Here is a 26,881-nt window from a genome sequence, read left to right on the forward strand (position 1 = left end):
AAGATAGCTGCCAGCGCTTGCCAGTCAAGCGCTAGAGCTGTTTTTGATCATAAAGAACCACCTGTTCCGCCAGCCGCTGCACTGTCAGCGGCGCACAGCCTTCTGCGTGGTTGCTGATGGTCACGAAGGCGTTTTGGCCCCGTCCGCAGATGCCCGCCACCGTGCGCGCCAGCAGCGCCAGGTTGTCGGGATCGGGGTCGTGAATGCGGTCGTAGGGCGCGTAGCCCTTTTCAGCGGCTTCATACCCCTGCGGGCCGTGCACGGGGTTCAGGTTCCACCGGCAGACCAGTGGGCCGGGCCAGAGCAGGCGCAGCAGTGGCAGTTGCTCGGCCAGGGGCGGCAGGCGCGCGTGCAGGCCCAGGCAGTAGGTGGCGCCGCTGCTGCGCAGTACGTCGGCGAAGTGGGGCAGGTGCGCGGGCGCCAGCCATTCGGGGTCGCGCACCTCGACGGCCAGCACGGCGTCGGGCGCCGCGGGGCATAGCGCCGGTTGGGCCTGCAAGAGCGTGCGCAGTCGCTCCAACACCTCGGGCAGGCGGTCCAGCAGGTTCCAGGGCAGCGGGCTCAGCTGAAACACCAGCGCGCCGGTGCGCTGGCCCAGCCCCTCCAGTGCGGGCGCCACGAACTCCTGGGCGGCCAACTGCGCATCCAGGAAGGCCGGGTTGGGCTCGCGTCCACGGCCGTCCTCGCTGCGCACCAGCGCGTCGGTGACCAGGCTGGGCGCCTTGACCACGAAGCGGAAGTCCGCCGGCACCTGGGCCGCGTAGCGCGCATAGTCGCTGGCCGTGAGCGGGCGGTAGAAGCTCCGGTCGATGCTCACGGTGCGCATCAGCGGATGCTGGGCCAGCACGGGCAGGCCCTTGCGGGCCAGCAGCTGTTCGGAATGCGCCCCCTCCCACACGAGGCCCTGCCAGCCAGGGTAGCTCCAGGAGGAGGTGCCCAGGCGCAGCGTGGGCGGCAGCCGGTTGGCGAGTGCGTGCAGGTCATCGCCCCAGGCGGCGGGATGCACGCCGGTGCGGCGGGTGGGCGACTTTTCACGTGGGCGGGCGGGGGTGTCTTCCGGTGGTCGTGGCGGTGCTGAGGGCGATGGCGGCGCACCGCCAAACAGATCGTCCTGCATGGATCACAGGCCCTCGAACAGGCCGCCCGCGTTGAGCAGGGCGTAGACGATCTCGGGGTGCCGCTCCATGCTTTTCTTGATGGCCGCGGGGATGGCCTGGCGCGTCTTGCGGCACAGGCCCGGCTGCTCCTGGACCAGCACGGTGATGCCGCGCAGGCTGCGCACCTCGTTGGGGCTGGTGCCGATGGTCAGGCGCACGCCGAGCTGCTCGAACAGGCGCTGCTCCATGTGGCGCAGGTCGGCCAGGCTGGTGAGGCTCTCCAGGCGCTGCACGAGGCGCTTTTCCTCGTCGCGCGTGAGGCGCAGGATGCGCACATCACCGCCGGGCGTGCGCATCAGCGCGTCGCGCTCGCACACGCAGGCGCCGGGCGGGCATTCGGTGCGGAGGGGGAAGGGAGGGGCGGGAGTCACTGCGGTGATGCGCCACGCGTGGCCCAGTCACGCAATTGCTCTTTCTGTGCGTCGTCCAGGGTCAGCTGCTCGGTCTGGCACAGATCGAGAATGCTGTTCACGAACCGTGTGCCCAGCGCATGCGCATCATTAGTGTGTTCTCCGAACATGTGGCCTCCGAGCAAGATGCCCTTGAGCACGAAGCTCACTGTGCTGCGGTTGATGGGCAGTCCAGCATCTCGGCAGCGGTCGCGCACACGCTTGCCGGTTTCGGTGAGGGAAAAGGGGTGGTGGGTGGCGTCGGCGGCAATCTGGGCCAGCAGGGCCTGGAAGGCGGGCGGTGGCAGAAGCGGCATGCCGGTGGCGGCGTTGACCTGTCTCAGCAGTGGCAATAGATCGCCATCGCGGCCCCACTCCACCAGCCCATTGTTCTGTTGTTGCGGGTGCAGAACGTGGCCGCCGCCATTGGTCCAGTCGACACGCAATGGTGCCAGCGAGAGCGCCTCCAGCAGCTTGCGAAACGATCCCTTGCCGCACCAGTCGGATGCAGCCACTCCATACTGGTCGATGATCGCCTGGGCCAGCCGCCCGCAGGGCACGGGCGCCTTCGCCTTGACCACTTCGGCGCGCACCAGTTGGGCGATGGCGGCCAAGGTGTTTTGGTCCGGGACGGGTAGGGCGCCCGTGGGTACAGAAGGGGTGTGGCGTGCGGGGTCGAGCACCACGCCTGATTCCCAGTCCACAACGAGTGGGGCCAGGCGCAGTGAATCCACCAGCTTACGAAAACTGCCCAGCCCAGCCCAGGTGACAGCATCCAGCCCGACCACTTGGATTGGCGCCTTGCTGGCCAGCCATGGCAGGGCCACAGGCCTGTCCGAATGGGCTACGGACTGGCTGATGAAACGGGCCGCAGCCTGGATGAGGCTGGCCTGCGATGGAGCGGGTGACATGGGTGGCGCTGATACGGCGGCGGGTGTTTCGGTCTCCTCGCGGCGCAGCGCTTCGCGCAAAAAGGCATCTTGGTCGATCAGCAGGTCAGCACTGGCCTGGTATGCCGCCGAGGGAAATCCGATTGCCAGCACAGTCGTGCGCCTGTCCCAGCGGCGCAGCTTGCGCAGCACGGGCGTGAAGTCGGCGTCCGCTGACAGCACGATGAACTCGTCGTAGTGCACCTGGTGCTGCAGCAGATCCACGATATCCAGCACCATGTGGATGTCGGTGCTGGTCTTGCCGCCGCTGGTCATTGCGGGGCAGTCGATGATCTCAAAGCCGGCGCGGTTGAACGCGGGGCGAAAACGTTGGTACACCTGCGGGTTCAAGTAGCAGCGGCGCACCAGCAGGCGCCGCGCGCCTGCTGGTGCGTGTGGTGGAGGCTCTAGCGATTGGGCAATCCAGTGCATCCATGACTGTGGTTGGGAGGCGAAATGGTCGGCCGCTATGGGATCCAGCCGGCGCAGGCCGGAGAAAACATTGTCGAAATCGACGAACAGGGCGCTTTTCATGCGGGGGACAACGAGTTGGACGCGGCCATTTTGGCCCATGGCCCTGTGGCAAACTCGCGGGCTTCGTGTTTTGACCCGTCTCAGAAGGCACATGCAGCAGATCGTTCGGCAGTTGGCCGCAGAAATCAAAGTCACCGAATCCCAGGTCCGCGCAGCGGTGGAGCTGCTCGATGGCGGGGCCACCGTGCCCTTCATCGCGCGCTACCGCAAGGAGGTGACCGGCGGCCTGGACGATGTGCAACTGCGCGAGCTCGAAGCGCGCCTGGCCTACCTGCGCGAACTGGAAGACCGCCGCGTGGCGGTGCTGAAAAGCATCGACGAGCAGGGCAAGCTGACCGACGCATTGCGCGCTGCCATTGCTGCTGCTCCAACGAAGCAGGAGTTGGAGGACATCTACCTGCCGTTCAAGCAAAAGCGCCGCACCAAGGGCCAGATCGCCAGGGAGTTCGGCATCGAGCCGCTGGCCGACAAGCTGCTGGCCGACCCCACGCTGGACCCGCACGCCGAGGCCCAGGCCTTCTGCCAGCCCGCCACCACGCTCGATGACGGCAAGCCGGGGCCCGACTTCTCGACCACCTTCGCCGTGCTCGACGGCGTGCGCGACATCCTGTCCGAGCGCTGGGCCGAGGACGCCGTGCTGGTGCAGTCGCTGCGCGAATGGCTGTGGGCCGAGGGGCTGCTGCGCTCCAAGAAGGTGGAAGGCAAGAACGAGAACGACCCCGAGGTCGCCAAGTTCCGCGACTACTTCGACTACGACGAACCGATTGGCCGCGTGCCCTCGCACCGCGCGCTGGCGGTGTTCCGCGGCCGCGCGCTGGAGATTCTGGAAGCCAAGCTGGTGCTGCCCGTGGAGCCGGAACCCGGCCAGCCCAGCATTGCCGAGGGCAAGATCGCCCTGCACCTGGGCTGGAGCCACCAAGGCCGCAAGAGCGACGACTTGCTGCGCAAGTGCGTGGCCTGGACCTGGCGCGTGAAGCTCAGCCTGTCCACCGAGCGTGACCTGTTCTCGCGCCTGCGCGAGGAGGCCGAGAAGGTGGCCATCAAGGTGTTTGCCGACAACCTGCGCGACCTGCTGCTGGCCGCGCCCGCCGGCCCGCGCGCCGTGATGGGGCTGGACCCCGGCATCCGCACCGGCGTGAAGGTGGCCGTGGTGGACCGCACCGGCAAGCTGGTGGAGACCGCCACCGTCTACCCGCACGAGCCGCGCCGCGACTGGGACGGCAGCCTGGCCACGCTGGGCCGCCTGTGCATGAAGCACGGCGTGCAGCTCATCGCCATCGGCAACGGCACCGCCAGCCGCGAAACCGACAAGCTGGCGGCCGAGCTGATCAAATTAATGCAAAAACAGGCCGTAGACCAGGCGGGACAAGCGCTTCCAGCTATTGAAAAGATAGTGGTGAGCGAGGCTGGCGCCTCGGTGTATTCCGCCAGCGAGTACGCCAGCCAGGAAATGCCCGACGTGGACGTGAGCCTGCGCGGCGCCGCCAGCATTGCGCGCCGCCTGCAGGATCCGCTGGCCGAGCTGGTGAAGATCGAGCCCAAGAGCATCGGCGTGGGCCAGTACCAGCACGATGTGAACCAGAGCGAGCTGGCGCGCACGCTGGACGCCGTGGTCGAGGACTGCGTGAACTCCGTGGGCGTGGACCTGAACACCGCCAGCGCGCCGCTGCTGGCGCGTGTGTCGGGCCTGTCGGGCAGCGTGGCCAAGGCCGTGGTGCGCTGGCGCGAGCAGCACGGCGCCTTCAAGAACCGCAAGCAGCTCATGGAAGTCAGCGGCCTGGGCGCCAAGACCTTCGAGCAGGCGGCGGGCTTCTTGCGCATCCGCGATGGCGACAACCCGCTGGACATGACCGGCGTGCACCCCGAGACCTACCCCGTGGTCGAGCAGATCATGGAAAAGACCGGCAAGCCGGTGGCCGAGCTCATGGGCCGCGCCGAGATGCTCAAGACGCTCAAGCCCGAGCTGTTCGCCAACGAGAAGTTCGGCGTGATCACCGTACGCGACATCCTGGGCGAGCTGGAAAAGCCCGGCCGCGACCCGCGCCCGGACTTCAAGGTGGCGCGCTTCAACGAGGGTGTGGAAGACATTGCCGACCTCAAGGAAGGCATGGTGCTGGAGGGCACGGTGAGCAACGTGGCCCAGTTCGGCGCCTTCGTGGACCTGGGCGTGCACCAGGATGGGCTGGTGCACGTGAGCCAGCTCAGCCACAAGTTCGTTCAGGATGCGCGCGAGGTGGTCAAGACCGGCGACATCGTCAAAGTGAAGGTGCTGGAGGTGGATGCGGCGCGCAAGCGCATCAGCCTCAGCATGAAGCTGGACGCCGCACCCGCGCGCCGCGACGGCCCGCGCGACAACCGCTTCGAGGGCGCGGGCCGTGGCTACGCCCCGCCGCGCCGCGCGGCCGAGCCGGCGCAGCCCTCGGCCATGGCCTCGGCCTTCGCCAAGCTGCAGCAGGGCAAGCGCTGAAGCGCTGCCCGTAAACAACCGTAAGAGTTGCATGGATAATGGCCCGACTTTCCTGTCTGGGCGATCCGATCCATGGAGTTGAACGCACTGCTGGCGCAGCCCATCACGCTGCCCAGCCTGCCACGCGCGGTGGCGCTGCTGATGAACGAGCTGAGCGCGGTAGAGCCCAACCTGCGGCGCCTGAACCAGCTCTTCGGCACCGACCCTGCACTGGCCGCACGCCTGCTGGAAGAGGCGAACACGCCTCCATTCGCCGCGCAGCGCCAGATCGGCGGTATTCCTGAGGCGCTGGCGCTCCTGGGGGTGTCCCAACTGCGCGCGCTGGTGGCGTCCGCGCCGCTGGGGACCACGTCGCGCTCGGTGCCGGGGATGAACCTGCAACACTTCTGGCGCTACAGCCTGCACACGGCCAAAGTGGCACGCGCGCTCGCCGGGCTGGTGCACCACAACCAGATCGCCGCCTATACGGCCGGCCTGCTGCACGGGGTGGGCGAGCTGGCCATGCACCTGGCCGACGCGGGCCGCATGCAGACCCTCAACAGCCTGGTGGGCCCGCTGGACCTGCGCCGCGCCCGGCTGGAGCAGCACCTGTGCGGCTACTGCTACGCCCATGTGAGCGCGGGGCTGGCCTGGCGCTGGCAGTTGCCCGAGACCGTGGTGGACGCGCTGCGCCACCACCATGCGCCGTTCGACAACGATGTGTACGAGCCGCTGGCGGGCGTGCTGCACCTGGCCGCGTGGCGCGCCCGCGCGCGCGAGGCGGGGCTGGATGCACGCGAGCTGGCGGGGTCTTTCCCCGGCGAAGTCGGCATCGCGCTGGGGTTGGACATCGACATGGTGCTGCAGCAGGACCCCATTGACTGGAAGGTCCGCCCCGACGCGGGCGATTACGTGTGAGCCGGCGCATGCGTGAGGCGGGGGCGTGATGAAGGCGCTGTGCATCCACGCCGGTCCGCAGGCGCTGCGGCACATCGGGTGCCATGGCCTGGCGCCGAGCGACGTGGCCGTGATTCCCGCGGCCGCGGGCGGCCCGAAGGGACTCATCCTCGGCCCGCTGGACCGGTTTGTCTTTGGTGAATGGCTGGCGCAGTCGGCGCAGCCGGTGGACCTGGTGGGCGCCTCCATCGGCGCGTGGGGCATGGCCACGGCGTGCCTGGATAACAGCCTGCCGGCCTTCGAACGGTTGGAGCACGACTACATCCACCAGGAGTACGAGCTGCCCCCCGGCGCGCGCCGCCCCACGGCGGACGCGGTGAGCGCGCAGTTCGGCCAGAACCTGCAGGCCTTTTTTGGCGGCCGTGTGGACACGGTGCTGGGCCATGCGCGCTACCGGTTGCACATCATCGCCGCGCGCGGGCGCCACCTGCTGGCGCGCGAGCACCGCTGGGCCACGCCGCTGGGCTACCTGGGCGCTTTCGCCAGCAATGCGCTGCACCGCCGCGCGCTGGCGCTGTGGCTGGACCGCGTGGTGTTCTCCACCGCTGCGCCGGGCGCGCTGCCGTTTGACGTGCGCGACTTCCGCACCCACCAGGTGGCCTTGACCCCGCAGAATTTCATGCCCGCGCTGCAGGCCAGTTGTTCCATTCCCTTCGTGCTGCGCGCCGTGCACGACATCGCCGGCGCACCGCGCGGCGCCTACTGGGACGGGGGCATCACCGACTACCACCTGCACCTGCGTTATCAGGCACCAATCGCTATTAAAAATATAGCTGCTACCGCTTTGCCCGCGGGTTCTGCAGGCCAAAACGGCTTGGAAAGTGCACCGGGGATCGTGCTGTACCCGCACTTCCAGCACCGCGTGGTACCCGGCTGGCTGGACAAGGGGTTGCCCTGGCGCCACCGCGCCACGCCGGCGCTGGACCGCATGGTGTTGCTGTCGCCCCATCCCGACTGGGTGCGCAGCCTGCCCGGCGGCAAACTGCCGGACCGCACCGATTTCACCCGCTACGGCACCGACACGGCCGCGCGCGCCCGTGCCTGGAGCACCGCGACGGCGGCGGCGCAGCAGTTGGCGGACGAGTGGGCGCAGTGGCTGCGGCGGCCCGATCCCGCCCGCGTCCAGCCGCTGTGAGCGTGTCCGCCGCGGCGTGCCGCGGCAACGTCACCGGGGGCGAAAGACCAGCACGTGGCCCACGGCGGTGCCGTCGGGCGCGTGCACGGCCGCCACGGAGTAGTCCACCGTGCGCGGCGCACCCGAATGGCAGGCGAGGATCGCGGTGGCCGGGGCGCCCGCGCCGTGCGCAGCATGCCCCTGCGTTCCCGAGGCGGCGAGCACGGAGTGCGGTGGCTCCAGGCGAAAGACCTCATCGACGTGGCGGCCGACCGTCTGCCCCTGCGCGAGCCCGATGACCCGCTGGGCCGCGCCGTTGATCGTGCGCACGAGGCCCTGCGCGTCCATGGTGATGACGCCATCGGCCACGGCGTCCAGCGCGGCCTCCGCACACGCACGGCCGGCGCGCTCTGCCTGCAGTGCCTGGGTGTGCTCCGTCATGTCCACCAGCACGCCGATGGTGCCAGCGGGTACGCCGTCGGGCGCGGTGAAGGTGGCGTGGTAGCAGGCCATCTCGTGCGGCACGCCCTGCAAGGGGCGTACGGTGGTCTGCCATCCCGAGGGCCGGTCGGACAGCCGCTGGGCCAGGACGATGGAGGAGTCCACGCCGTCGGCCCAGAGCTGGTCCAGCGTGCCCGCGACGGTGGAGGGGCGGGAGGCATTGAGCAGTTCGCGCCAGGCCTTGTTGGTCTCCAGGTGCGCGCCATCCGCGCCCAGCACGAACAAAGGCAGAGGCAGGGCGTTCACCAGCTGGCGGCGAAAGTGCAGTTGCTCGTTCTGCTGCCGCTGGGTTTCCTGCAGGGACAGCACCAAGGACTGGACCTTGCCCGCCATGTCGTTGAAGGTGTCGGCGATTTCGCGCGCCTCCAGCGTGCCCGTGCGGCGTATGCGCGCGTCCAGGTGGCCTTGCTTGAAGCGCTCCGCCGCGTGCCGCATGCGGTCCAGCATGCGGTCGTTCGCGCGCAGGATCAGGGTCAGCAGGAGCAGGATGGTGAAGATGTTCAGCGCCGTGATGCGCAACTGCGTGGCCATGGCGCTCCAGGCGCGGTCCACGTAGTGCTGGGGCCACAGCGCCAGCGCCAGCTGCCCCGTGCGGCCGTCCGCCAGCCGGTGCGCCACCGTGTAGCGCGGCGTGGGCAGGTCCAGCAGCTGCACGAACCAAGGCGGCGACTTGGTGGGCGGCATGGCGTTGCGCAGGTCGACGGCCGGGCGGGAGGGCAGTTCCCAGTGGATGGACTGGATCGGTGCGCCCGCGACCTGCGCGGCCTGGCGCAGGCGCTCCTCCGCTGCAGCATTGCCGGCAGGCTCGTCCAGCGCCTGCAGCACGGCGTACGCGGCTGCCTGAAGCTCTGCGCGCATGCGCAGCTGCGCCTCCTCACGCTCGGCGCCCACCAGCGCGTGGTAGCGCACCAGCGTGACCGCCACCATGATCAGCACAATGGGAACGTACAGGCGCGGGTAGGTGCCTTGCGTCAGCCATTTGGAGAGCGGGTATGTGCGCATGCGGTACGCGGCCCCGCCGAACCGGCGGAATGCGTGTTAATAAATGTTAAGCGCACCAGTGTAGCGAGGCCGCCGGGCGCCTGCTCGGCGAACGCTGCCGCGGGTCAGAGCGACTCGACCAGCATCTCCCGGTAGTCGTCTGGCGTGGCCAGGCGGGGATTGGTCTTGTGGCAGTGGTCGGCCAGGGCGCCCTTGATCACGTCGTCGAACACGGCCCCGGTCACGCCCATGGCCGCCAGGCCCGTGGGCAGGCCCAGGCGTGCGCTCATGTCGCGGATGGCATCGGGGATGTCACTGGCAGAGGCCAGGCCCATGGCATGGGCCATGCGCTCCAGGCGGCGCTCTTTGCGCACCGATTCGGCCTGCGCGTTGAAACGCACCACGGCGGGCAGGAACACGGCGTTCAGCGTGCCGTGGTGCAGGCGCGGGTTCAGCCCGCCCAGGCTGTGGCTCAGGGAGTGCACGCAGCCCAGGCCCTTCTGGAAGGCCATGGCGCCCTGCATGCTGGCGCTCATCATGGCCAGGCGTGCGTCGCGGTCCTGGCCGTCGCGCGTGGCGGCCTCGATATGGTGCCAGCCGCGCTCCAGGCCATCCAGCGCAATACCGTCCGCCGGCGGGTTGAACGCGGCGGACATGAAGGTTTCCATGCAGTGCGCGATGGCGTCCATGCCCGTCGCGGCCGTCAGCAGGGGCGGCAGGCCCAGTGTGAGGCCCGGGTCGCAGATGGCGGCCTTGGGCACCAGGTGCCAGGAGTGAAAGCCCAGCTTGCGGTGGTCATCCACGATGATGATGGCGCCGCGCGCCACCTCGCTGCCCGTGCCGCTGGTGGTGGGCACGGCGATCAGCGGCGCGGCGCGCTCGGTGATGCGCGGCGAACCCCCCTCGATGGTGGCGTAGTGCGTGAGCGGGCCGTCGTGCGTGGCGGCGATGGCGATGCCCTTGGCGCAGTCGATGGCGCTGCCACCGCCCACGGCGATCAGGCCGTCGCAGCCTTGGGCCTTGTAGAGTTCCACGGCCGCGCGCACGGCTGCCTCGGTGGGGTTGGAGGGCGTCTGGTCGAACACGGCGACGTTCAGGCCGGGCAGGGCGTCCAGTGCCTGCTGCAGCACGCCGGCGGCCTTCACGCCGGGGTCGGTGACCACCAGGGGGCGGGTGATGCCGATGCGCTCGCATTCTGCTTTGAGCAGGCGCACGGCGCCGAATTCGAACTGGATCTGGGTGACGTAGTAGATGAAAGCCATGGTGTGCGAAAGAGAGGGAGTGCCAGTAGGATCGCCCGACACACTACAACCAGGAGACACGCATGACCATGAAGCAAACCCTCATCGCCCTGGGCGCGGGGGTCACCTTGGCGACCGGCCTGGGCGCCCAGGCCGAGTGCCTCAGCGACGCCGCGGTGGGGGCGATGGCCTCGCACTACGCCGCCAAGACCCCCGCGCCCAACTTCCCGGCGCTGTCGGACGCCGACGGCGCCTGCACCCGCGCCAAGTTCAATGCGCTGCTGGGCGCCCGCCTGGGCAAGGTGGTGGGCTACAAGGCGGGCCTCACCAACCCCGCGGTGCAAAAGCGCTTCAACACCGACAAGCCGGTGTGGGGCAAGCTGTACGAGGGCATGGTGCGCCCCGGCGGCAGCACCGTGCCCGCCGCGTTTGGGGCGCGCCCGCTGTACGAGGCCGACCTGCTGGTACGCGTGAAGGATGCGGCCATCAACCACGCGCGTACGCCCGAGGAGGTGCTGCAGCACATCGACCAGGTGATCCCCTTCATTGAACTGCCCGACCTGGTGGTGCAGACGCCGCCCCAGCTCAACGGCGCCGGCGTGGGCGCGATCAACGTGGGCGCGCGCCTGGGTATCGCCGGGCAGCCTATCGCCGTGCCGGCGACGCGCGGCGAGCGCTATGCGCTGCTGGACGCGCTGGAGCGCATGACCGTGCAGCTCACGGACCATTCCGGCGCGCTGCTCGCCAGCGGCAAGGGCAGCGATATCCTCGGGCATCCGCTCAACGCCGTGGTCTGGCTGGCCCAGGCGCTGCAGCAGGAGGAGATCACGCTGCAGCCCGGCGACCTGGTCAGCCTGGGGTCGTTTTCTCCGCTGCTGCCCCCGCGCGCCGGCCTGAGCGTCACGGCCACCTATGTGGGCCTGCCCGGCGCGCAGCCGGTGCAGGTGCACTTCCAATAACCCAAGGACTTTTCCGTTGACGACGCCCGGTTCCGCTTCCCATGTGCTTTCCCCCCACCACGCGCGGCTCACGCCGCAGATGCGCAACGTCATCGACGGCATGGCGCGCGCCGGGCGCCCCCCACTGCACACCCTGAGCCCTGCACAGGCCCGCGCTGCCTATGAACTGGGTGCCGGGGTGCTGGAGCTGCCCAAGGCGGCCTTGCCGCGCGTGGAAGACCTGCGCATCCCCGCACGCGACGGCACCCCGCTGCCCGCGCGCCTGTATGCACCCACGGCCTCTGACGCGCAGGCGCTCCCGTTGCTGCTGTACCTGCACGGTGGCGGCTTCACCATCGGCAGCATTGCCACCCACGACGTGCTGTGCCGCGAGTTGGCGCGGCTGGCCGGCTGTATGGTGGTGTCGCTGGAATACCGGCTCGCGCCCGAGCATCCGTTCCCCACGGCCAGCGACGATGCGTGGGACGCGCTGGCCTGGCTGGCGCAGCACGCCACCACGCTGGGCGCCGACCCGTCGCGCCTGGCGGTGGGCGGCGACAGCGCAGGCGGCACGTTGGCCGCGGTGTGCGCTCTGCAGGCGCGCGATGCCGGGCTGCCCCTGGCGCTGCAGTTGCTCATCTACCCCGGCACCACGGCGCACCAGGACACGCCTTCGCACACCGAGTTCGCGCACGGCCTGGTGCTCGAACGCGCGGCCATTGGCTGGTTTTTCGACCAGTACATCCCCAGCCGCGCCGAGCGCGAGGACTGGCGCTTCGCCCCCTTGCTCGCGCCCGACGCCGAGGGCGTGGCGCCGGCCTGGATCGGTCTGGCCGAGTACGACCCGCTGGTGGACGAGGGCGTGGAGTACGCGGACAAGCTGCGTGCCGCGGGCGTGCCGGTGCAACTCGAGATCTACCGCGGCGTGACGCACGAATTCATCAAGATGGGTCGCACCCTTCCCGAGGCGCGCCAGGCCCATGCCGATGCTGCTGCCGCGCTGCGCAGCGCCTTTCAACTCGACTGATCCCTTCGACGGAAACACGCCATGCAACGCTCTGACTTTCGCTGTTTTCACCGCCTGCGCGTGCGCTGGTCAGAGGTGGACATCCAGAAGATCGTCTTCAATGCCCACTACCTCACCTACGCTGATTGCGCCATGACCGAATACTGGCGCGCGCTGGCGTTGCCGTACGAAACCGGCATGCAGGCGCTGGGCGGCGAGGTGTACCTCAAGAAAGCCAGCGTCGAGTACCACGCCTCCGCCCGGCTCGACGACCTGCTGGACGTGGGCATGCGCTGCGCGCGCGTGGGCACCACGTCGCTGGTGTTCGAGGCCAGCATGTTCGGTGGCGATCGGCTGCTGGTGACCGTGGAACTGGTCTATGTGTTTGCCGACCCCGCCACGCAGACCAAGCGCGCGGTGCCGCCCGCGCTGCGCGCGATGATCGAGCACTTCGAGGCCGGCGGCGAGATGGTGGAGCTGCGCGTGGGCGACTGGGCCACGCTGGGGCGCGACGCCACGGCGCTGCGCACGGCGGTGTTCGTGCAGGAGCAGGGGATTGCGCCCGAGATCGAGCTGGACGCGCTGGACGCCACTGCCGTGCACGCCGTCGCCTACAACCGCCTGGGTCTGCCCGTGGCGACGGGCCGACTGCTGCAGGATGCGCCGGGCGAGGCGCGCATTGGCCGTATGGCAGTGGATCGCGTGTTGCGCGGCCAGCGTTGGGGCCGCATGGTGCTGGACGCACTGGTGCAGGCGGCGCGCGCGCGCGGCGATGCGCAGGTCACGCTGCATGCCCAGTGCAGCGCCGAGGCGTTCTACCGCCGCGCAGGTTTTGAGGCCGTAGGCCAACCGTATGAGGAGGCGGGCATTGCCCACATCACCATGCGGCGCAGTCTGCAGGGCTGACGGCTTCTTTATTGATAGCTGCTAGCGCTTGTCAAATAAGCGCTAGCGCCTGTTTTTGCTTAAATGTCTTCCAGCAGCGCGTAGGGCAGCGGCAGCAGCGTGAGCGCCACGCCATCCGCGGCGCCCACCCGCAGGGCGCCGCCGGTGGCTGCGATCTGCAGCGACACCAGCGCATCCACGCCGCCGGTGGGTGCGGCCGCAACCTGCACCACCGTGCCCACGGGCTGTTCGGCGTCACCGTCGGCAAACACTTCAGCACCCACGGCCACGGCCGACGGAGCGTGCGCCAGGTAAGTGCGCCGCTTGAGCGTGCCGCGGAACTGGCTGCGCGCCACGACCTCCTGGCCGGGGTAGCAGCCCTTCTTGAAGTTCACGCCGCCCACGGACTCATAGTTCAGCATCTGCGGCACGAAGGCCTCGACCACGGGCGCGGTCAGGGTGGCGATACCGCTGCGCACCTCGCTCCACAGCCACAGCGCTTCAGTCAGGGCTGCGCCAGCGGGCGCGGCGCTGCCAGCGGGCGCTACCCACAGCGCGCGCGGCTGCCCTTCGGCGGGGTAGAGCTGCACCACGCTGGCATCCCCCACATCGGCCTTGGCCCAGGGCTCGCCAGCGGGTAGCACGGCGCGGGCGGCGTCGCCCAGCAGGCCGTACAGCGCAAAGTCGCCTGTGGCATCGGTCAGCTTGGCCTTGGCGCGCATCACGAACATCGACAGGCGCCTGAGGGCGGGCGCCAGCAGGTCGCGGGCGCAGACCAGCAGTACCTCGGCCTCGCTGCGCTTGAAGGCGATGAAGCTGGCCTGCATGCGGCCCTTGACGGTCAGGAACGCCGCCAGGCGGGCGTGGTGCAGATCCAGCAGCGCGAAGTCCTGCGTCAGCTGGCCGTGCAGGAACTTGGCGGCGTCTTCACCGGCCACGCGGATCACGCCAAGGTGGGACAGGGGGACTACGCCGTCCGCAGGCAGGGACGGGGGCACTGGCATGGAGTCGGTCATGGCTGAATTATGATGCCCGGCTTCTTTCTTACAGGCTGCAGGGTTGTGCGTCGTTTCCTCGCATTGGTGTTGCTCATCGTGATCGCAGTGGGCGCTGTGGCCGCCTGGTGGCTGCAGGCGCCGTTGCCGGTGCGCGCGGACGTGCCCGCCGGCCAGCCGCTGGAGCTGGAGATCGAGCCTGGCACCACGCCACGCAGCGTGGCCCGCGCGGTGGTGCGGTCGGGCATGGCCACGGATGCAGACGTGCTGTTCCTGTGGTTCCGGTTGTCGGGCAAGGACCGCGAGATCAAGGCCGGCAACTACGAGATTCCCCAGGGCACCAGCCCCTACGCGCTGCTACAGAAGCTGGTGCGCGGCGAGGAGGCATTGCGCGCCGTCACGCTGGTGGAAGGCTGGACCTTTCGCCAGGTGCGCCAGGCGCTGGCGCGGGCCGAGCAGCTCAAGCCCGACAGCCAGGGCCTGAGCGACGCGGACATCATGGAGCGCCTGGGCCGCGCGGGCGTGCCCGCGGAGGGGCGCTTCTTTCCCGACACCTACACCTATGCCAAGGGCAGCAGCGACATTGCCGTGCTGCGTCGCGCGCTGCACGCCATGGATCGCCGCCTGGACGCGGCCTGGGCGCAGCGCGCGCCGGACACGCCGCTCCAATCCGCCGACCAGGCGCTGATCCTGGCGAGCATCGTCGAGAAGGAAACCGGCCGTGCCGAAGACCGCGCGCAGATCGCCGGCGTGTTCAGCAACCGCCTGCGCGTGGGCATGCTGCTGCAGACCGACCCCACGGTGATCTACGGCCTGGGTGAGAAGTTCGACGGCAACCTGCGCCGCCGTGACCTGACCGCCGACACCCCCTACAACACCTACACACGTGTGGGCCTGCCGCCCACGCCGATTGCCATGCCCGGCAAGGCGGCGCTGTTGGCTGCGGTGCAGCCCGCGCCCACCAAGGCGCTGTACTTCGTGGCGCGCGGCGACGGTTCCAGCCACTTCAGCAGCACGCTCCAAGACCACAACCGTGCGGTGAACCGCTACCAACGCGGCCAGAAATGACCAACGGCGCATTCATCACCTTCGAGGGCATCGACGGCGCGGGCAAGTCCTCGCACATCGATGCGCTGGCCCAGGCGCTGCGCGCTGCGGGGCATACCGTGACCCTGACGCGCGAGCCCGGCGGCACACCGCTGGCCGAGAAGCTGCGCGAGATGCTGCTGCACGACAGCATGGACGCGCTGACCGAAACGCTGCTGGTGTTTGCCGCACGGCGCGACCATCTGCGCTGCGTGATCGAGCCGGCGCTGGCACGCGGCGAGGTGGTGTTGTGCGACCGGTTCACCGATGCCACGTTTGCCTACCAGGGCGCAGGGCGCGGCTTCGATCTGGAGGTGCTATCGTATATGGAGCGCCTTGCGCAGACTGGTGTTGGTCTGCAGCCCGATTTGATGCGAAATCCGGACCTCACGCTGTGGTTCGACGTGCCACCTGAGGTGGCCGCGCAGCGTTTGTCCGCCGCGCGCGCGCCCGACCGCTTCGAGTCGCAGCCCGTGGAGTTCTTCACCCGCGTGGCGCGCGGCTATGCCGACCGCGCCGCGGGAGCGCCGCAGCGCTTTGCGCGCATCGACTCGTCGCAGCCGCGCGAGCAGGTTGCCGCGCAGCTGCGTGCCGTAGTGGCCGCACGCGGCTGGCTGGCGCAGACGCCATGAGTGCGGTCGCCCCCTGGATCGCCGCGCAGCGCCAGGCGCTGCTGGCCCAGCGCGGCCACGCGTGGCTGCTGCAGGGCCCGTCCGGCCTGGGCCAGTACACGCTGGCGCTGGAGCTGGTGCGCGCCTGGCTGTGCGATGCGCCCACCGCGCACGGCGCCTGCGGCCAGTGCGCCAGCTGCCATGGCATCGATGTGCATACGCATGCCGACCTGTGCGTGCTCATGCCCGAAACGCAGGCGCTGGCCCTGGGCTGGCCGCTGCCCGAGAAGGCGCAGGCCGAGATCGAGGACAAGAAGCGCAAGGCCAGCCGCGAGATCCGCGTCGAGGCCATGCGCGACGCGGTGGAGTTCGCCCAGCGCACCAGCGGGCGCGGCCGCGGAAAGGCCGTGCTGGTCTACCCGGCAGAGCAGATGAACCATGTGACGGCCAACGCGCTGCTCAAGACGCTGGAGGAGCCTCCGGGCGACGTGCGCTTTGTGCTGGCCACCGAGGCCGCGCACGAACTGCTGCCCACCATCCGCAGCCGCTGCCTGGGGCACACCCTGCAGTGGCCCGATCCGGCCCAAAGCCAGCAATGGCTGGTAGAGCAGGGCGTGCCCGCTGATGCGGCCGAGGCCCTGCTGCGCGCCGCCGGCGGCCGGCCTGACGACGCACTGGCCCTGGCGCGTGCGGGCCGCAGCCCGCAGACCTGGGCGCTGCTGCCCAAGGCCGTGGCGCGCGGCGACGTGTCGGCGCTGGCCGGGCTGGAACCCGCACAGGCCGTAGATGCCTTGCAAAAGCTCTGCCACGATCTGCTGGCGCAACGCGTGGGTGCACAGCCGCGCTATTTCTCGCCCGCCGACTTGCCCGCGCCGCCCGGCGTGGGGCCGCTCACGCGCTGGTCGCGCGCCCTCGCCAAGGAGGCGCGCACGGCCGAGCACCCCTTCAACGCCGGCCTGATGCTGGAGTCGCTTGTGGCGCAGGCGCGCCACACACTAAACTCGCGCCATTGAAAGCCTTCTACGACCTATGAGCAGTCCCTCCACAGCGCCGCGCCCCAGCGTCATGCAGCTGAACATCAAGGAAAAGGCCGCGCTGTACGCGGCCTATATCCCGTTCTTCGAAGAGGGCGGCATCTTCGTGCCCACGGCGCGCGAATACAAGCTGGGCGATGATGTGTACGTGCTGCTCACGCTGCCCGACGATCCGCAGCGCTACCCCGTGGCCGGCCGCGTGGCCTGGGTGACTCCCGCGCGCGCTGCGGGCAACCGCACGCAGGGCGTGGGCATCCAGTTCCCCAAGGACGAGAAGTCGCGCCAGCTCAAGCACAAGATCGAGGAAGTGCTGGGCACGGCCCTGGCGTCTGAACGGCCTACGCAGACCATCTAAGGGCAACCCTTCGCGGGCCCCGCAGGATGCCGACCGCGCCCGCCGGTCGGCATTTTTGTTTTTCGAGACCACCATGTTTGTCGATTCCCACTGCCACCTGAACTTTCCCGAACTCATCAGCCAGTTGCCGCATATCCGCCAGGCCATGGCCGAGGCGCAGGTGGACCGCGCGCTGTGCATCTGCACCACGATGGAGGAGTTCTCCGCCGTGCACGCGCTGGCGACCGGCTATGACAACTTCTGGGCCACGGTCGGCGTGCACCCGGACAACGAAGGCGTGGCCGAGCCCTCCGTGCAGGACCTGCTGGAGCGCGCAGCGCTGCCGCGCGTGGTGGCCATCGGGGAGACGGGGCTGGACTACTACGGCATGGACGACCGCAAGGGCGGCCGCAGCATCGCCGACCTGGAGTGGCAGCGCGAGCGCTTTCGCACGCATATCCGCGCCGCGCGCGCGGCGGCCAAGCCGCTGGTGATCCACACGCGCAGCGCGTCGCAGGACACCCTGGCCATCCTGCGCGAAGAGGGCGAGGACGGCGCGGGCAACCGTGCGGGCGGCGTGTTCCACTGCTTCACCGAGACCGCCGAGGTGGCCCGCGCGGCGCTGGACCGGGGCTACTACATCTCGTTCTCGGGCATCGTCACGTTCAAGAACGCGCAGGACCTGCGCGACGTGGCTGCCTTTGTGCCCATGGACCGCCTGCTCATCGAGACCGACAGCCCGTATCTGGCGCCGGTGCCTTACCGGGGCAAGACCAACAACCCGTCTTATGTGCCCTACGTCGCCCAGCAGCTGGCACAGGTGAAAGGGCTGAGCGTCCAGCAGGTGGCCGAGGCAACCAGCCGTAACTTCGAGCAACTTTTCTTGAGCAAGGAGGCCGTATGAATAGCCTGTTGCAGCGTCGCAGCGCCCTGGCGTGGCTCGCCGCGGTTGCCGCCGGCACCGCGGGGCTGGCGCATGCCGGCGCGTACGACGATTTCCTGCGTGCCATCGCGCGCGACGATGCCGCCACGGTGGCTTCGCTGCTGCGCCGCGGGTTTGACCCCAACGCGCGCGATCCCAAGGGTCAGCCCGCGCTGATCCTGGCCCTGCGCGAGGAAGCGCGGCAGGTGGCCGAGGTGCTGATCGCCGCCAAGGGGCTGAAGGTGGAGGAGCGCAATGCCAAGGACGAAAGCGCGCTGATGATGGCCGCGTTGCGCGGCAATCTGCCCGCTGCGCGCGGCCTGATCGCGCGCGAGGCGGACGTCAACAAGACCGGCTGGGCGCCGCTGCACTATGCCGCCGCGAGCACCACGGCCGATGCCGCCGCCATGGTGGCGCTGTTGCTGGAGCATCACGCCTACATCGACGCCGCATCGCCCAACGGCACCACGCCGCTGATGATGGCCGTGCGCTACGGCACGGCGGATGCGGCGCGCCTGCTGATCAGCGAGGGGGCCGACCCATCGCTGAAGAACCAACTGGGCCTGTCGGCCGTGGATTTCGCCCTGCGCGCCGACCGGCAGGACATGGTGCAACTGGTGGCGGAGGCCGTACGCCGCCGCCAGCCGGACCGCGGGAAATGGTAGGCCCCTGGGTGCGTATGCTATGAATAACGGAGCTGCTGGCGCTTGTCAGTTGGCGGTTTCATGCAAAAATAGTGCCGAATCGCTTACAGGGCAAGCGCAAGCAGCTATTGTTTTTGGTGGTCGTCACGCGCCGCCATGTGCGCGCAGGCGCGCGTACAGGCCGCCCCGGGTCAGCAGCTCCGCGTGGGGGCCCTGCTCGACGATGCGCCCTTGCTCCATGACCACCACGCGGTCCGCGTGTTCGATGGTGGAGAGGCGGTGGGCAATTACCAGCGTGGTGCGCCCCTGCATGAGACGCTGCAGGGCCTGCTGTACCAGGCGTTCGGACTCGGTATCCAGTGCCGAGGTGGCCTCGTCGAGGATGAGCACCGGAGCGTCGCGGTAGAGCGCCCGCGCGATGGCCAGCCGCTGCCGCTGTCCGCCCGACAGCTGCGTCGCGTTGTGCCCCACCACAGTGTGCATACCCTGCGGGAGGCTGGCCACGTACACGGCGAGGTTCGCTGCGTCCAGACAGTGCTGCACACGTTGCTCGTCCACGGCAGCGCCCAGCGCCACGTTGGCGGCGACGCTGTCGTTGAACATCACCACGTCCTGGCTCACCATCGCAAATTGCGCGCGCAGGCTGGGCAACGCCCACTGGTCGGTCGCCACGCCGTCCAGCAGCACCTGGCCGCTGCTGGGGCTGAGAAAGCGCGGCAGCAAGTTCACCAGCGTGGTCTTGCCGGCACCGGAGGGGCCGACGAACGCCACCACTTCGCCCGGGCGAATGTCCAGGCTCACGGCGTCCAGTGCGGGCGCCTGGTCGGGACGGAAGGACACGGTCACGTTGCGCAGGGCAATCGCCCCCTGGGCGCGCTGCGCGGTGTGCGTGCCGCCTGTCTCGGCCGGCGCCTCGTGCAGCAGGGCCAGACCCCGTTCCAGCGCCGCCACGCCGCGCGTGATGGGGTTGGCGATGTCGGCCATGCGGCGGATGGGCGCTATCAACATCAGCATCGCCGCTATGAACGAGGCGAAACCGCCCACGGTCACGTCCTTGGCACCGTTGCCATGGCTTTGCCACAGGGCGATGCAGATCACGGTGGACAGCGCGCCCGCGGACAGCAACTGCGTGGTGGGCGTCATGGCGGCCGAGGCGATCGTGGATTTGATGGCCAGGCGGCGCAGGCGCTGGCTCAGCGTGTCAAATCGCGCGGCCTGCTCGGCCTGGGCGCCGTGCAGGCGTACCACACGGTGGGCCAGTACGTTCTCTTCGACCACATAGGCCAGGTCGTCGGTGGCCTGTTGGCTGCTCTTGGTGATCTTGTACAGGCGCCGCGAGAGCGTCTTCATCACCCAGGCCACCCCCGGCACCAGCACCGCCACGATCAGCGTGAGTTGCCAGTTCAGGTAGATGAGATAACCCAGCAGGGCGACCAGCGTGAAACCGTCGCGCGATAGGCCCAGCAGCGCTTGGACCAGCGAGGTGAACCCGGTCTGCACCTCATACACCACGGTGTTGGACAGTGCGCTAGCCGACTGGCGATGGAAAAGCCCCATGTCCGCTGCCAGCAGTCGCTCGAACAGCGCCGTGCGCAGGCGCAGCATGCCCTCGTTGGCGATGCGCGTGAGGGCGTACTGCCCCGTGAACTGGGCCAGCCCACGCACCAGGAAGACGCCGATGATGGCCACGGGAACCATCCACAGCTCCAGCGATCCTTCTGTAAAACCCTGGTCCAGCAATGGTTTGAGAAGCGCGGGAATCAATGGCTCGGTAGCGGCCGCGACGATCGTCGCCAACACCGCCATGGTCCATGCCAGCCGCTGGTGGCCGAAGTACGGATGGAGCCTGCGCAACCGCTCCCACAGCGAAAGAGACTGCGGAGCTTGCTGCAAAGTGGTCTTTGGCGCGCTATGATTCGAATCTTGCATGAGGGGCGGATTCTACGTTTCGGCTATTGCAGACCGGCACAGTTTGTCACATGGCACGCTACGCTATGTGTAACATGCGAGGCTCTGTTTGCCGGCATTTGACGGTTATTCGATGGTTCCAATGACTATTGACCGCATCCCCAATACCCCTTCCTTCCGCACGGCTCTGCCGCAGCTTTCGCGGCGCCACGCCGTTGCAGCCTTGGCTGCCAGTTCCTCCCTTTCAGCGCTTGCGCAGTTCCGTGTGGAAATCACGGGCGTAGGCCTGACGCAACTGCCCATTGCGATCGCACCGTTCCGTGGCGAACCGCAGTCGCCGCAGAAAATATCCGCCATCGTCCAGGCTGACCTGGAGCGCAGCGGGCGCTTTTTGGGCGTGGACGCGTCGGGTGTCGCGCTGGATGAATCGTCCCGTCCCGATCTGTCCCTGTGGCGCCAGCGCAAGGCCGACGCACTCACCTCCGGCAGCATCACGCGCTTGGCCGACGGCCGTTTCGACGTGCGATTCCGGTTGTGGGACGTGGTCAAGGCGCAGGACCTGGGCGGCCAGAGCTTCGTGGTCACGCAGGCCGACCTGCGTCTGGTGGCGCACCGCATCGCCGACTTCGTCTACGAAAAACTCACGGGCGAGCGCGGTATCTTCTCCACGCGCATTGCGTATGTGACCAAAGCCGGCTCGCGCTACAGCCTCTGGGTGGCCGATGCGGACGGCGAGAACGCGCAGTCAGCGCTTTCCAGTCCTGAGCCGATCATTTCTCCCGCATGGGCGCCCACCGGGACCCAGCTGGCTTACGTATCGTTCGAGTCGCGCAAGCCGGTGGTGTACGTGCATGACGTGGCCACAGGCCGCCGCCGTTTGATCGCCAATTTCCGTGGCTCCAACAGTGCCCCTGCTTGGTCGCCCGATGGCCGTACCTTGGCCGTGACCCTCAGCCGCGACGGGGGCTCGCAGCTCTACACCATCGACGCCAACGGCGGTGAGCCGCGCCGCCTGATGCAAAGCAGCGGCATCGACACGGAGCCCGTGTTCTCCAGCGACGGCCGCAGCATCTACTTTGTCAGCGACCGTGGAGGTTCGCCCCAGGTGTACCGCGTGGCAGCCAGCGGGGGAGGCGCGGAGCGCGTGACCTTCAACGGGTCCTACAACATTTCGCCCAGCATCAGTCCCGATGGTCAGTGGTTGGCCTACATTTCCCGCGTGGGCGGCGCCTATAAGCTGCACGTGATGGATTTGAAGTCGGGCAGCGTGACGGCGGTGACCGACACCTCCGCCGATGAGAATCCCAGCTTTGCTCCCAATAGCCGCCTGATCGTCTACGCCACGCAGCAGCAGGGTCGCGAAGCCCTGATGACCACCACGCTGGACGGCAAGATCAAGGCGCGTCTGGCGGGGCAGGGTGGGGATATCCGCGAGCCCGACTGGGGCCCGTTCCAGAACAAATAAGTTTCCGTTTTTCGAACAACTGCTCTTCAGGAGTTATTAATGAACCGTTTCCCCTTCAAGCGCGTGTCTCTGGCGCTCTCCATCGTCGCCCTCATGGCAGGCTGCAGCTCCGGCGTCAAGCTGGACGATGTGCCGGTCGAAGACCGCGGCGCTACGTCCACCGCACCGGGCGCCAACTCGGGCAGCACGGGCCAAAGCGGCGTGGCTCCTGTGGACCTCTCCCAGTCGGGGCGCGACGCCGCGGGTCCCGTTGGCGTGGCGCGCGTCATTTACTTCGACTTTGACAGCTTCATCGTCAAGCCTGAGTTCCAATCCGTGTTGGAGGCCCATGCTCGCTTCATGAAGGCGTCTTCCGCCCGCAAGGTCGTGCTGGAGGGCCATACCGATGAGCGCGGTGGCCGCGAGTACAACCTGGCGCTGGGCCAGAAGCGCGCGGAAGCCGTGCGCCGCTCGTTGGGGCTGCTGGGCGTGCAGGACGCGCAGGTGGAGGCGGTGAGCTTTGGGAAGGAAAAGCCGGCGGTGCAGGGCCACACGGAAGACGCGCACTCGCAAAACCGCCGCGTTGAGCTGTCGTACCGTTGATGCCGCACATGTCTTTGCTCCTGCGCCCGCGGGCGCTGGGCGCGGCGGCGCTGGCCGCCGCTGCCTGCTGGTCGACCCCCAGCTATGCATTGTTCGAGGACAGCGAGGCGCGCCGTGCCATCCTTGAGATGCGCCAGCGTGTCGATGCATTGACGCAGGCCAGCCAGCGTGCGGGGGAACGGTCCGGCGATGAGGTCTCGCAACTACGGCGCAGCCTGCTCGACCTACAGATGCAAATCGAGGCATTGCGTACTGAACAGGCGACACTGCGTGGTCAGAACGAGCAGTTATTGCGCGATGTCGCAGAGCTGCAGCGCCGTCAGAAGGACATGGCACAGGGTGTCGATGAGCGGTTGCGCCAGTTTGAGCCCGCGACGGTGACGCTGGACGGGCGCGAATTCCGGGCTGATCCTGCAGAGAAGCGTGATTTCGAGGCGGCCTTGGCGCTCTTCCGTGCAGGTAAGTTCGGTGAAGCGTCCAACGCTTTCAGCGGCTTCGTGCGCCAGTATCCACAGTCCGGCTATGTGCCGTCTGCCCGTTTTTGGCTGGGCAACGCACAGTACGCCACGCGTGATTACAAAGAGGCCATCAACAACTTCAAGGCTCTGTTGTCGGCGGCGCCAGACCATGCGCGCGCTCCCGAGGCGGCCCTCTCGATTGCCAATTGCCAGATCGAATTGAAAGATACGCGGGCTGCGCGCAAGACCCTGGAAGACTTGCTGCGCGTTTATCCGCAGTCGGAAGCAGCAGCCGCTGCGAAGGAACGACTGGCGCGCCTGAAGTGATCACATCCGTTGACGACACGCCAGACTTGGAGCGGCGCTTCGCAGGGCTGGAACGCCTGTTCGGGCAGGAGGGCGCTGCACGCATCCGGAGCGCGCATGTTGCTGTGGTCGGAATTGGCGGCGTGGGTTCTTGGACAGCAGAGGCACTCGCGCGCAGCGGCGTCGGAGCGCTCACGCTGATTGACCTGGACCATGTGGCCGAGTCGAACGTCAACCGACAAATTCACGCTCTGACCACGACCATAGGCCAAGCCAAGGTACGCGCCATGGCCGAACGCATTGCCCTGATCAATCCGGCATGTCGGGTGAACTGCGTTGAAGAGTTCGTGGATGCACAGAACTGGCCCACTCTGTTGCCACCTTCGGTGGATGCATTGGTGGATGCATGCGACCAGGTAAACGCCAAGGCCGTAATGGCAGCTTGGGCCGTCTCCACGCGGCTGCCTTTCGTCACGGTAGGTGCTGCCGGGGGCAAGCGTCACGCATATAAAGTCGAGGTAGAAGATCTGGCGTTTACCACGCACGATCCTCTGCTGGCCCAGCTGCGCTATCGCTTGCGCAGGAACCACGGCGCGGCCCGAGAAGGCCGCAAAATCGGCGTCACCTGCGTCTATAGCAAGGAAGCGGTATCAAAGCCACACGCGTCTTGCGGCGTCGGTGAAGGCGACGGATCCCTGAATTGCCATGGTTATGGCTCATCGGTCGCCGTCACGGCCACATTTGGTCACTGTGCAGCGGGATGGATTCTCGACAAGTTGGCGGAAAGGTCGAAGACCTGAAAACCACGCTATAATCTTTAGCTTTGCTACCGAGAGGTGGCAAAGGTTGGGACGTTAGCTCAGTTGGTAGAGCAGCGGACTTTTAATCCGTTGGTCACAAGTTCGAATCTTGTACGTCCTACCAGAGATACAGAGGGGCTGGCTGTCATGGTCAGTCCCTTTTCTCGTCTGGCGTAGCCAAAGCGTAGCCGAGCACATTATCAAGCCGACTCGCAGCGGCCTGCAAGCCTTCCGGCGCTACGTGTGCATACCTCTCCACCATCGAGAGCGTTTTCCACCCTCCTAGTCTTTGAAGCTCATGCGTCGGCGTGCCCGCTTGCCGATGCCAAGTCGCGAACGTGTGTCGGAGGTCATGCCATCGGAAATTCTCGATTCCGGCCAGCTCCAAGCCCTTCCACCATGCCTTGGTTGATACGTTGACGATAGGGTGGCCACGGTACGAGAAAACATGCGTGGGATGCTTCCCGATCTGCTTTTGCAGCACGGCCATGGCCATGTCGTTCAGCGGCACTGCGTGCGCTCTGCCGTTCTTGTGCTGCTCGGGAGTGATCCATGCGTGGCGCAATTCCAGATTGATCTGACTCCAGGTTAGCCCGCGCACGTTGCCTTGCCGTAGGCCAGTAGCAACCGAGAAGGTCGCCATGTCTGCCAGGTGGGGCGGGAGGTGCTGCAGCAGCTTCGCGAATTCGGCGGGAGTGAGCGAGCGAATGCGTCCCTCTTTCTCGCGATAGAGCGACACCTTCGGAATGCGCTCGATCCATTCCCATTCATGGCAGGCCTTGCGCAGAATGGTGCGGATCAATGCCAGGTAGCGATTGGCCGTGCTTTGCGTCGCAATCTTCGCTCGTGTCGCCTTGATGCGGTCAACCGTTGCGCGGTCGATCTCATCAAGGTATCGGCCGCCGAGGTGCTCGTCCAGCCAGCGCAGAATCGACTTGTCGCGTTCGTGGGTGCGCTTGTGCGCGGTTTCTTCCAAGAACTTCACCACGGCATCTTCCCACGTGCGACGTGGCTTGGCGCCGAGCTTTTCTTGTTCCCATCGTTCGGCCTTCAGCCGATCATGGAACTCTTGGGCCTTGCGCTTTTCGGCAGTCCCAGTGCTGACCTGTAGAGGGCCAGATTCGCCCCGGATTGCCGGGAGTTTGACCCACCAAAAGGACGAGTCTTTTCTTCTGTAGAGCGACATTCAGTTTCTTCCTGAGTACCGGCTACAGACACACGCAGGGTGGATTGTGTCACCAAGTACTCGATCAGCAAAGATTCAACGAACACCCAAGCGCGACCGACCTTGCAGCCAGGTATGAGGCCCGAGCGGGCGCGGGTCATGAGCGTTTGCGGGTGGATGTGCAGCAAGGACGCCGCCTCGCCCACGTTCAAGGTGCGGCACGTCATGACGCACCCGCATGAAGCGACACGCAATCTATGGACGAATAGGGGCCGTCAGCCCATCGCGCAGGTAGCGGGCCATTGGGGTACAGGCGCATTCCGGCAGGCTGGAAAACGCGTCGGTACATGGTTTCAAGAATTTCCCCCGTTGCACGCACCACACGACGACCCGCGACAGTTTTGAGATCGCCAACTCCGAATCGCTGTTTGCACCAGCTGGGCAGGTTGAGCCAGCTGCAGATGCTGCGGGCCTGCTGTGTAAGTCCTCCGAGGCCATAGAGTCGCACTCCCTTGGGAAATTGGTGAAACGGGGAAATCTTCGACAGGTACTTCATGAGGTACCCGACGGCGTTTCTTGCGATAACGCGATGCGTCATGCCATGGGGCCACCATCCCTGCTTATCGAACATGGGCAGCTGTAGCCGCTTAGGGAGCCATATCGCCAGGTGGTAATGAAGGGCGCCACGCTGCTGCAATTCAGCGACCCAGAGGTACCTGAAAGGAACCCTGCGCAGCTGACACCAACGGCGTGCAGCCTTGAGGCATTTGGAAATGTGGCGTGGTTGCCAGTCGTCGACCCCGCGATAGGTCAGGGTAACGAACCAGACGTTTTCGCGCATACCGTTGGGCGTGCCGAAGCGCTGGAGATGACCACCTGCCCAGACCTGGCGACGCAGACGCTTGACGCGCCGTTCCATGACTAGATTTCTGGAGAAACCGATATCCAGAAAAGCCGGGTCACTTGTTTTAGATGAGACAAGCCCGGCGGCTTCGCCGCCTGAGGGCGCGCAGCGCGCCGCTTGCTCACCCGCAGGCGTCAAAACCGCTGATTGCTCAGATGGAAAAGAAGAAGGGGATGCAGATAACCGCATGCGAACTCCAGAAGTTGGAAATTCGCGACAGATGCGGTGGATCTGTGTTGTGCTTGCCTGTCGAGTCCTTCACCTGCTAAGCGGTCTCGATGCCTGGCTGTGCTCGTCCGGAAGGCCGGAACACTATTTGGCTGCCTGTATGTAGGCTGTCGCTGGCCAGAATGCTACAACAGTACCTATAACGCGACAAGCACCACCGGTGCGCGGAACGTTCTGGACCGTCTTGGTCTGAATGGCATCAATCGACCCTGAGCCGCCGTAGAAAAGCGCTATCCGGAAGCTGCCATTAATTTGCTGCCCGCTGGCTCACCGTCCCAAACGTGCTGTTGGAAATCCCGGTGTCTGCCTACTGGCAAGCTATAGTTTGCCGAGTTGACGCGAGCCGGGTTTCGCGGAATTT

26 protein-coding genes and 1 tRNA gene are annotated in these 26,881 nt (G+C 67.3%); 17 read left to right on the forward strand and 10 right to left on the reverse strand.

All coding sequences use genetic code 11. The annotated features are described in order from the left end of the window. Positions 1-31 precede the first annotated feature (31 nt). Genes BA022_RS03290 through BA022_RS03300 form a run of 3 tightly spaced genes read right to left on the reverse strand, consistent with a single transcriptional unit; the run spans position 32 to position 3,009 of the window. On the reverse strand, positions 32-1,117 hold the full coding sequence (locus tag BA022_RS03290) for a DUF72 domain-containing protein (protein ID WP_088886552.1): 1,086 nt from the start codon (positions 1,115-1,117) through the stop codon (positions 32-34). A 3-nt stretch (positions 1,118-1,120) separates the two neighbouring features. After that, the gene (locus tag BA022_RS03295) at positions 1,121-1,528 is read right to left on the reverse strand and encodes a hypothetical protein (protein ID WP_088886553.1); all 408 of its coding nucleotides are present in this window, start codon (positions 1,526-1,528) and stop codon (positions 1,121-1,123) included. Then, complete coding sequence (locus BA022_RS03300; RefSeq protein WP_047351368.1) at positions 1,525-3,009, reverse strand: NYN domain-containing protein; 1,485 nt, start codon at positions 3,007-3,009, stop codon at positions 1,525-1,527. Before BA022_RS03300 ends, BA022_RS03295 begins: the two co-directional genes overlap by 4 nt. A 91-nt stretch (positions 3,010-3,100) precedes the next feature. Here BA022_RS03300 and BA022_RS03305 point away from each other — a divergent pair, with 91 nt between their 5' ends. The 3 genes from BA022_RS03305 (at position 3,101) to BA022_RS03315 (ending at position 7,547) form a co-directional block, all read left to right on the forward strand. After that, positions 3,101-5,476 carry a Tex family protein gene (locus BA022_RS03305; RefSeq protein ID WP_088886555.1) on the forward strand — a complete coding sequence of 792 codons (2,376 nt, stop codon included), beginning with the start codon at positions 3,101-3,103 and terminating at the stop codon, positions 5,474-5,476. Positions 5,477-5,548: 72 nt separating this feature from the next. Continuing rightward, on the forward strand, positions 5,549-6,373 hold the full coding sequence (locus BA022_RS03310) for an HDOD domain-containing protein (protein ID WP_011804978.1): 825 nt from the start codon (positions 5,549-5,551) through the stop codon (positions 6,371-6,373). 28 nt (positions 6,374-6,401) lie between these two features. Continuing rightward, positions 6,402-7,547 carry a patatin-like phospholipase domain-containing protein gene (locus BA022_RS03315; protein WP_088886556.1) on the forward strand — a complete coding sequence of 382 codons (1,146 nt, stop codon included), beginning with the start codon at positions 6,402-6,404 and terminating at the stop codon, positions 7,545-7,547. A 30-nt stretch (positions 7,548-7,577) separates the two neighbouring features. Here BA022_RS03315 and BA022_RS03320 read toward each other — a convergent pair whose 3' ends face one another. Next, positions 7,578-9,029, reverse strand: a complete 1,452-nt coding sequence (locus BA022_RS03320) for a PAS domain-containing protein (RefSeq protein ID WP_088886557.1) — start codon at positions 9,027-9,029, stop codon at positions 7,578-7,580. A gap of 104 nt (positions 9,030-9,133) precedes the next feature. Continuing rightward, positions 9,134-10,270 (reverse strand): iron-containing alcohol dehydrogenase, encoded by a 1,137-nt coding sequence (locus tag BA022_RS03325; RefSeq protein WP_088886558.1) that lies wholly within the window; start codon positions 10,268-10,270, stop codon positions 9,134-9,136. 62 nt (positions 10,271-10,332) lie between these two features. Between BA022_RS03325 and BA022_RS03330 the strand changes: the two genes are divergently transcribed. The 3 genes from BA022_RS03330 to BA022_RS03340 all read left to right on the forward strand — a co-directional run bounded on the left by BA022_RS03330 (position 10,333) and on the right by BA022_RS03340 (position 13,099). After that, a complete protein-coding gene (locus tag BA022_RS03330) occupies positions 10,333-11,208 on the forward strand; it encodes a 2-keto-4-pentenoate hydratase (RefSeq protein ID WP_088886559.1) in 876 nt (291 codons plus the stop codon). Between the two features lie 79 nt (positions 11,209-11,287). After that, positions 11,288-12,214, forward strand: coding sequence for an alpha/beta hydrolase (locus tag BA022_RS03335; RefSeq protein WP_187306058.1), 927 nt, complete (start codon positions 11,288-11,290; stop codon positions 12,212-12,214). A gap of 21 nt (positions 12,215-12,235) precedes the next feature. Beyond that, positions 12,236-13,099 carry a YbgC/FadM family acyl-CoA thioesterase gene (locus tag BA022_RS03340; protein ID WP_088886561.1) on the forward strand — a complete coding sequence of 288 codons (864 nt, stop codon included), beginning with the start codon at positions 12,236-12,238 and terminating at the stop codon, positions 13,097-13,099. A gap of 59 nt (positions 13,100-13,158) precedes the next feature. Here BA022_RS03340 and ygfZ read toward each other — a convergent pair whose 3' ends face one another. After that, positions 13,159-14,094, reverse strand: a complete 936-nt coding sequence (ygfZ, locus tag BA022_RS03345) for a CAF17-like 4Fe-4S cluster assembly/insertion protein YgfZ (RefSeq protein WP_088886562.1) — start codon at positions 14,092-14,094, stop codon at positions 13,159-13,161. 45 nt (positions 14,095-14,139) lie between these two features. Between ygfZ and mltG the strand changes: the two genes are divergently transcribed. The 6 genes from mltG (at position 14,140) to BA022_RS03375 (ending at position 18,725) form a co-directional block, all read left to right on the forward strand. After that, on the forward strand, positions 14,140-15,141 hold the full coding sequence (mltG, locus tag BA022_RS03350) for an endolytic transglycosylase MltG (RefSeq protein ID WP_041838850.1): 1,002 nt from the start codon (positions 14,140-14,142) through the stop codon (positions 15,139-15,141). Further along, entirely contained in the window at positions 15,138-15,791 is a 654-nt protein-coding gene (gene tmk / locus BA022_RS03355; protein WP_015913484.1) for a dTMP kinase, read from the forward strand. The genes mltG and tmk overlap by 4 nt, the downstream gene beginning before the upstream one ends. Further along, positions 15,788-16,783 (forward strand): DNA polymerase III subunit delta', encoded by a 996-nt coding sequence (locus BA022_RS03360; protein ID WP_088886563.1) that lies wholly within the window; start codon positions 15,788-15,790, stop codon positions 16,781-16,783. Before tmk ends, BA022_RS03360 begins: the two co-directional genes overlap by 4 nt. A gap of 16 nt (positions 16,784-16,799) precedes the next feature. Further along, a complete protein-coding gene (locus BA022_RS03365) occupies positions 16,800-17,159 on the forward strand; it encodes a PilZ domain-containing protein (RefSeq protein ID WP_088886564.1) in 360 nt (119 codons plus the stop codon). 73 nt (positions 17,160-17,232) lie between these two features. Beyond that, positions 17,233-18,042 carry a TatD family hydrolase gene (locus tag BA022_RS03370; protein ID WP_088886565.1) on the forward strand — a complete coding sequence of 270 codons (810 nt, stop codon included), beginning with the start codon at positions 17,233-17,235 and terminating at the stop codon, positions 18,040-18,042. Then, positions 18,039-18,725, forward strand: coding sequence for an ankyrin repeat domain-containing protein (locus BA022_RS03375; protein ID WP_088886566.1), 687 nt, complete (start codon positions 18,039-18,041; stop codon positions 18,723-18,725). The genes BA022_RS03370 and BA022_RS03375 overlap by 4 nt, the downstream gene beginning before the upstream one ends. Positions 18,726-18,848: 123 nt before the next feature. Here the strand turns inward: BA022_RS03375 and msbA are convergent, their stop codons facing one another. Beyond that, positions 18,849-20,633, reverse strand: a complete 1,785-nt coding sequence (gene msbA, locus BA022_RS03380) for a lipid A export permease/ATP-binding protein MsbA (RefSeq protein WP_088886567.1) — start codon at positions 20,631-20,633, stop codon at positions 18,849-18,851. Between the two features lie 121 nt (positions 20,634-20,754). Here msbA and tolB point away from each other — a divergent pair, with 121 nt between their 5' ends. The 5 genes from tolB (at position 20,755) to BA022_RS03405 (ending at position 24,347) form a co-directional block, all read left to right on the forward strand. Next, positions 20,755-22,077, forward strand: coding sequence for a Tol-Pal system beta propeller repeat protein TolB (gene tolB / locus BA022_RS03385; RefSeq protein WP_088886568.1), 1,323 nt, complete (start codon positions 20,755-20,757; stop codon positions 22,075-22,077). 39 nt (positions 22,078-22,116) lie between these two features. Then, positions 22,117-22,659, forward strand: a complete 543-nt coding sequence (pal, locus tag BA022_RS03390; RefSeq protein WP_011804994.1) for a peptidoglycan-associated lipoprotein Pal — start codon at positions 22,117-22,119, stop codon at positions 22,657-22,659. Then, positions 22,659-23,444, forward strand: coding sequence for a tol-pal system protein YbgF (ybgF, locus tag BA022_RS03395; protein ID WP_088886569.1), 786 nt, complete (start codon positions 22,659-22,661; stop codon positions 23,442-23,444). The genes pal and ybgF overlap by 1 nt, the downstream gene beginning before the upstream one ends. Next, a complete protein-coding gene (locus BA022_RS03400; RefSeq protein ID WP_088886570.1) occupies positions 23,441-24,223 on the forward strand; it encodes a tRNA threonylcarbamoyladenosine dehydratase in 783 nt (260 codons plus the stop codon). The genes ybgF and BA022_RS03400 overlap by 4 nt, the downstream gene beginning before the upstream one ends. Positions 24,224-24,271: 48 nt before the next feature. Further along, positions 24,272-24,347 (forward strand) — tRNA-Lys (locus tag BA022_RS03405). 27 nt (positions 24,348-24,374) lie between these two features. Here BA022_RS03405 and BA022_RS03410 read toward each other — a convergent pair. Genes BA022_RS03410 through BA022_RS19030 form a run of 3 tightly spaced genes read right to left on the reverse strand, consistent with a single transcriptional unit; the run spans position 24,375 to position 26,481 of the window. Further along, positions 24,375-25,355, reverse strand: a complete 981-nt coding sequence (locus BA022_RS03410; protein ID WP_353735912.1) for a tyrosine-type recombinase/integrase — start codon at positions 25,353-25,355, stop codon at positions 24,375-24,377. Beyond that, positions 25,274-25,615, reverse strand: coding sequence for a helix-turn-helix domain-containing protein (locus tag BA022_RS19605; protein WP_088886572.1), 342 nt, complete (start codon positions 25,613-25,615; stop codon positions 25,274-25,276). Before BA022_RS19605 ends, BA022_RS03410 begins: the two co-directional genes overlap by 82 nt. Continuing rightward, positions 25,612-26,481 carry a rolling circle replication-associated protein gene (locus BA022_RS19030; RefSeq protein WP_148665119.1) on the reverse strand — a complete coding sequence of 290 codons (870 nt, stop codon included), beginning with the start codon at positions 26,479-26,481 and terminating at the stop codon, positions 25,612-25,614. The genes BA022_RS19605 and BA022_RS19030 overlap by 4 nt, the downstream gene beginning before the upstream one ends. Between the last annotated feature and the right edge of the window lie 400 nt (positions 26,482-26,881).

The organism is Diaphorobacter nitroreducens (genome assembly GCF_002214645.1).
GTDB lineage: Bacteria > Pseudomonadota > Gammaproteobacteria > Burkholderiales > Burkholderiaceae_C > Diaphorobacter > Diaphorobacter nitroreducens.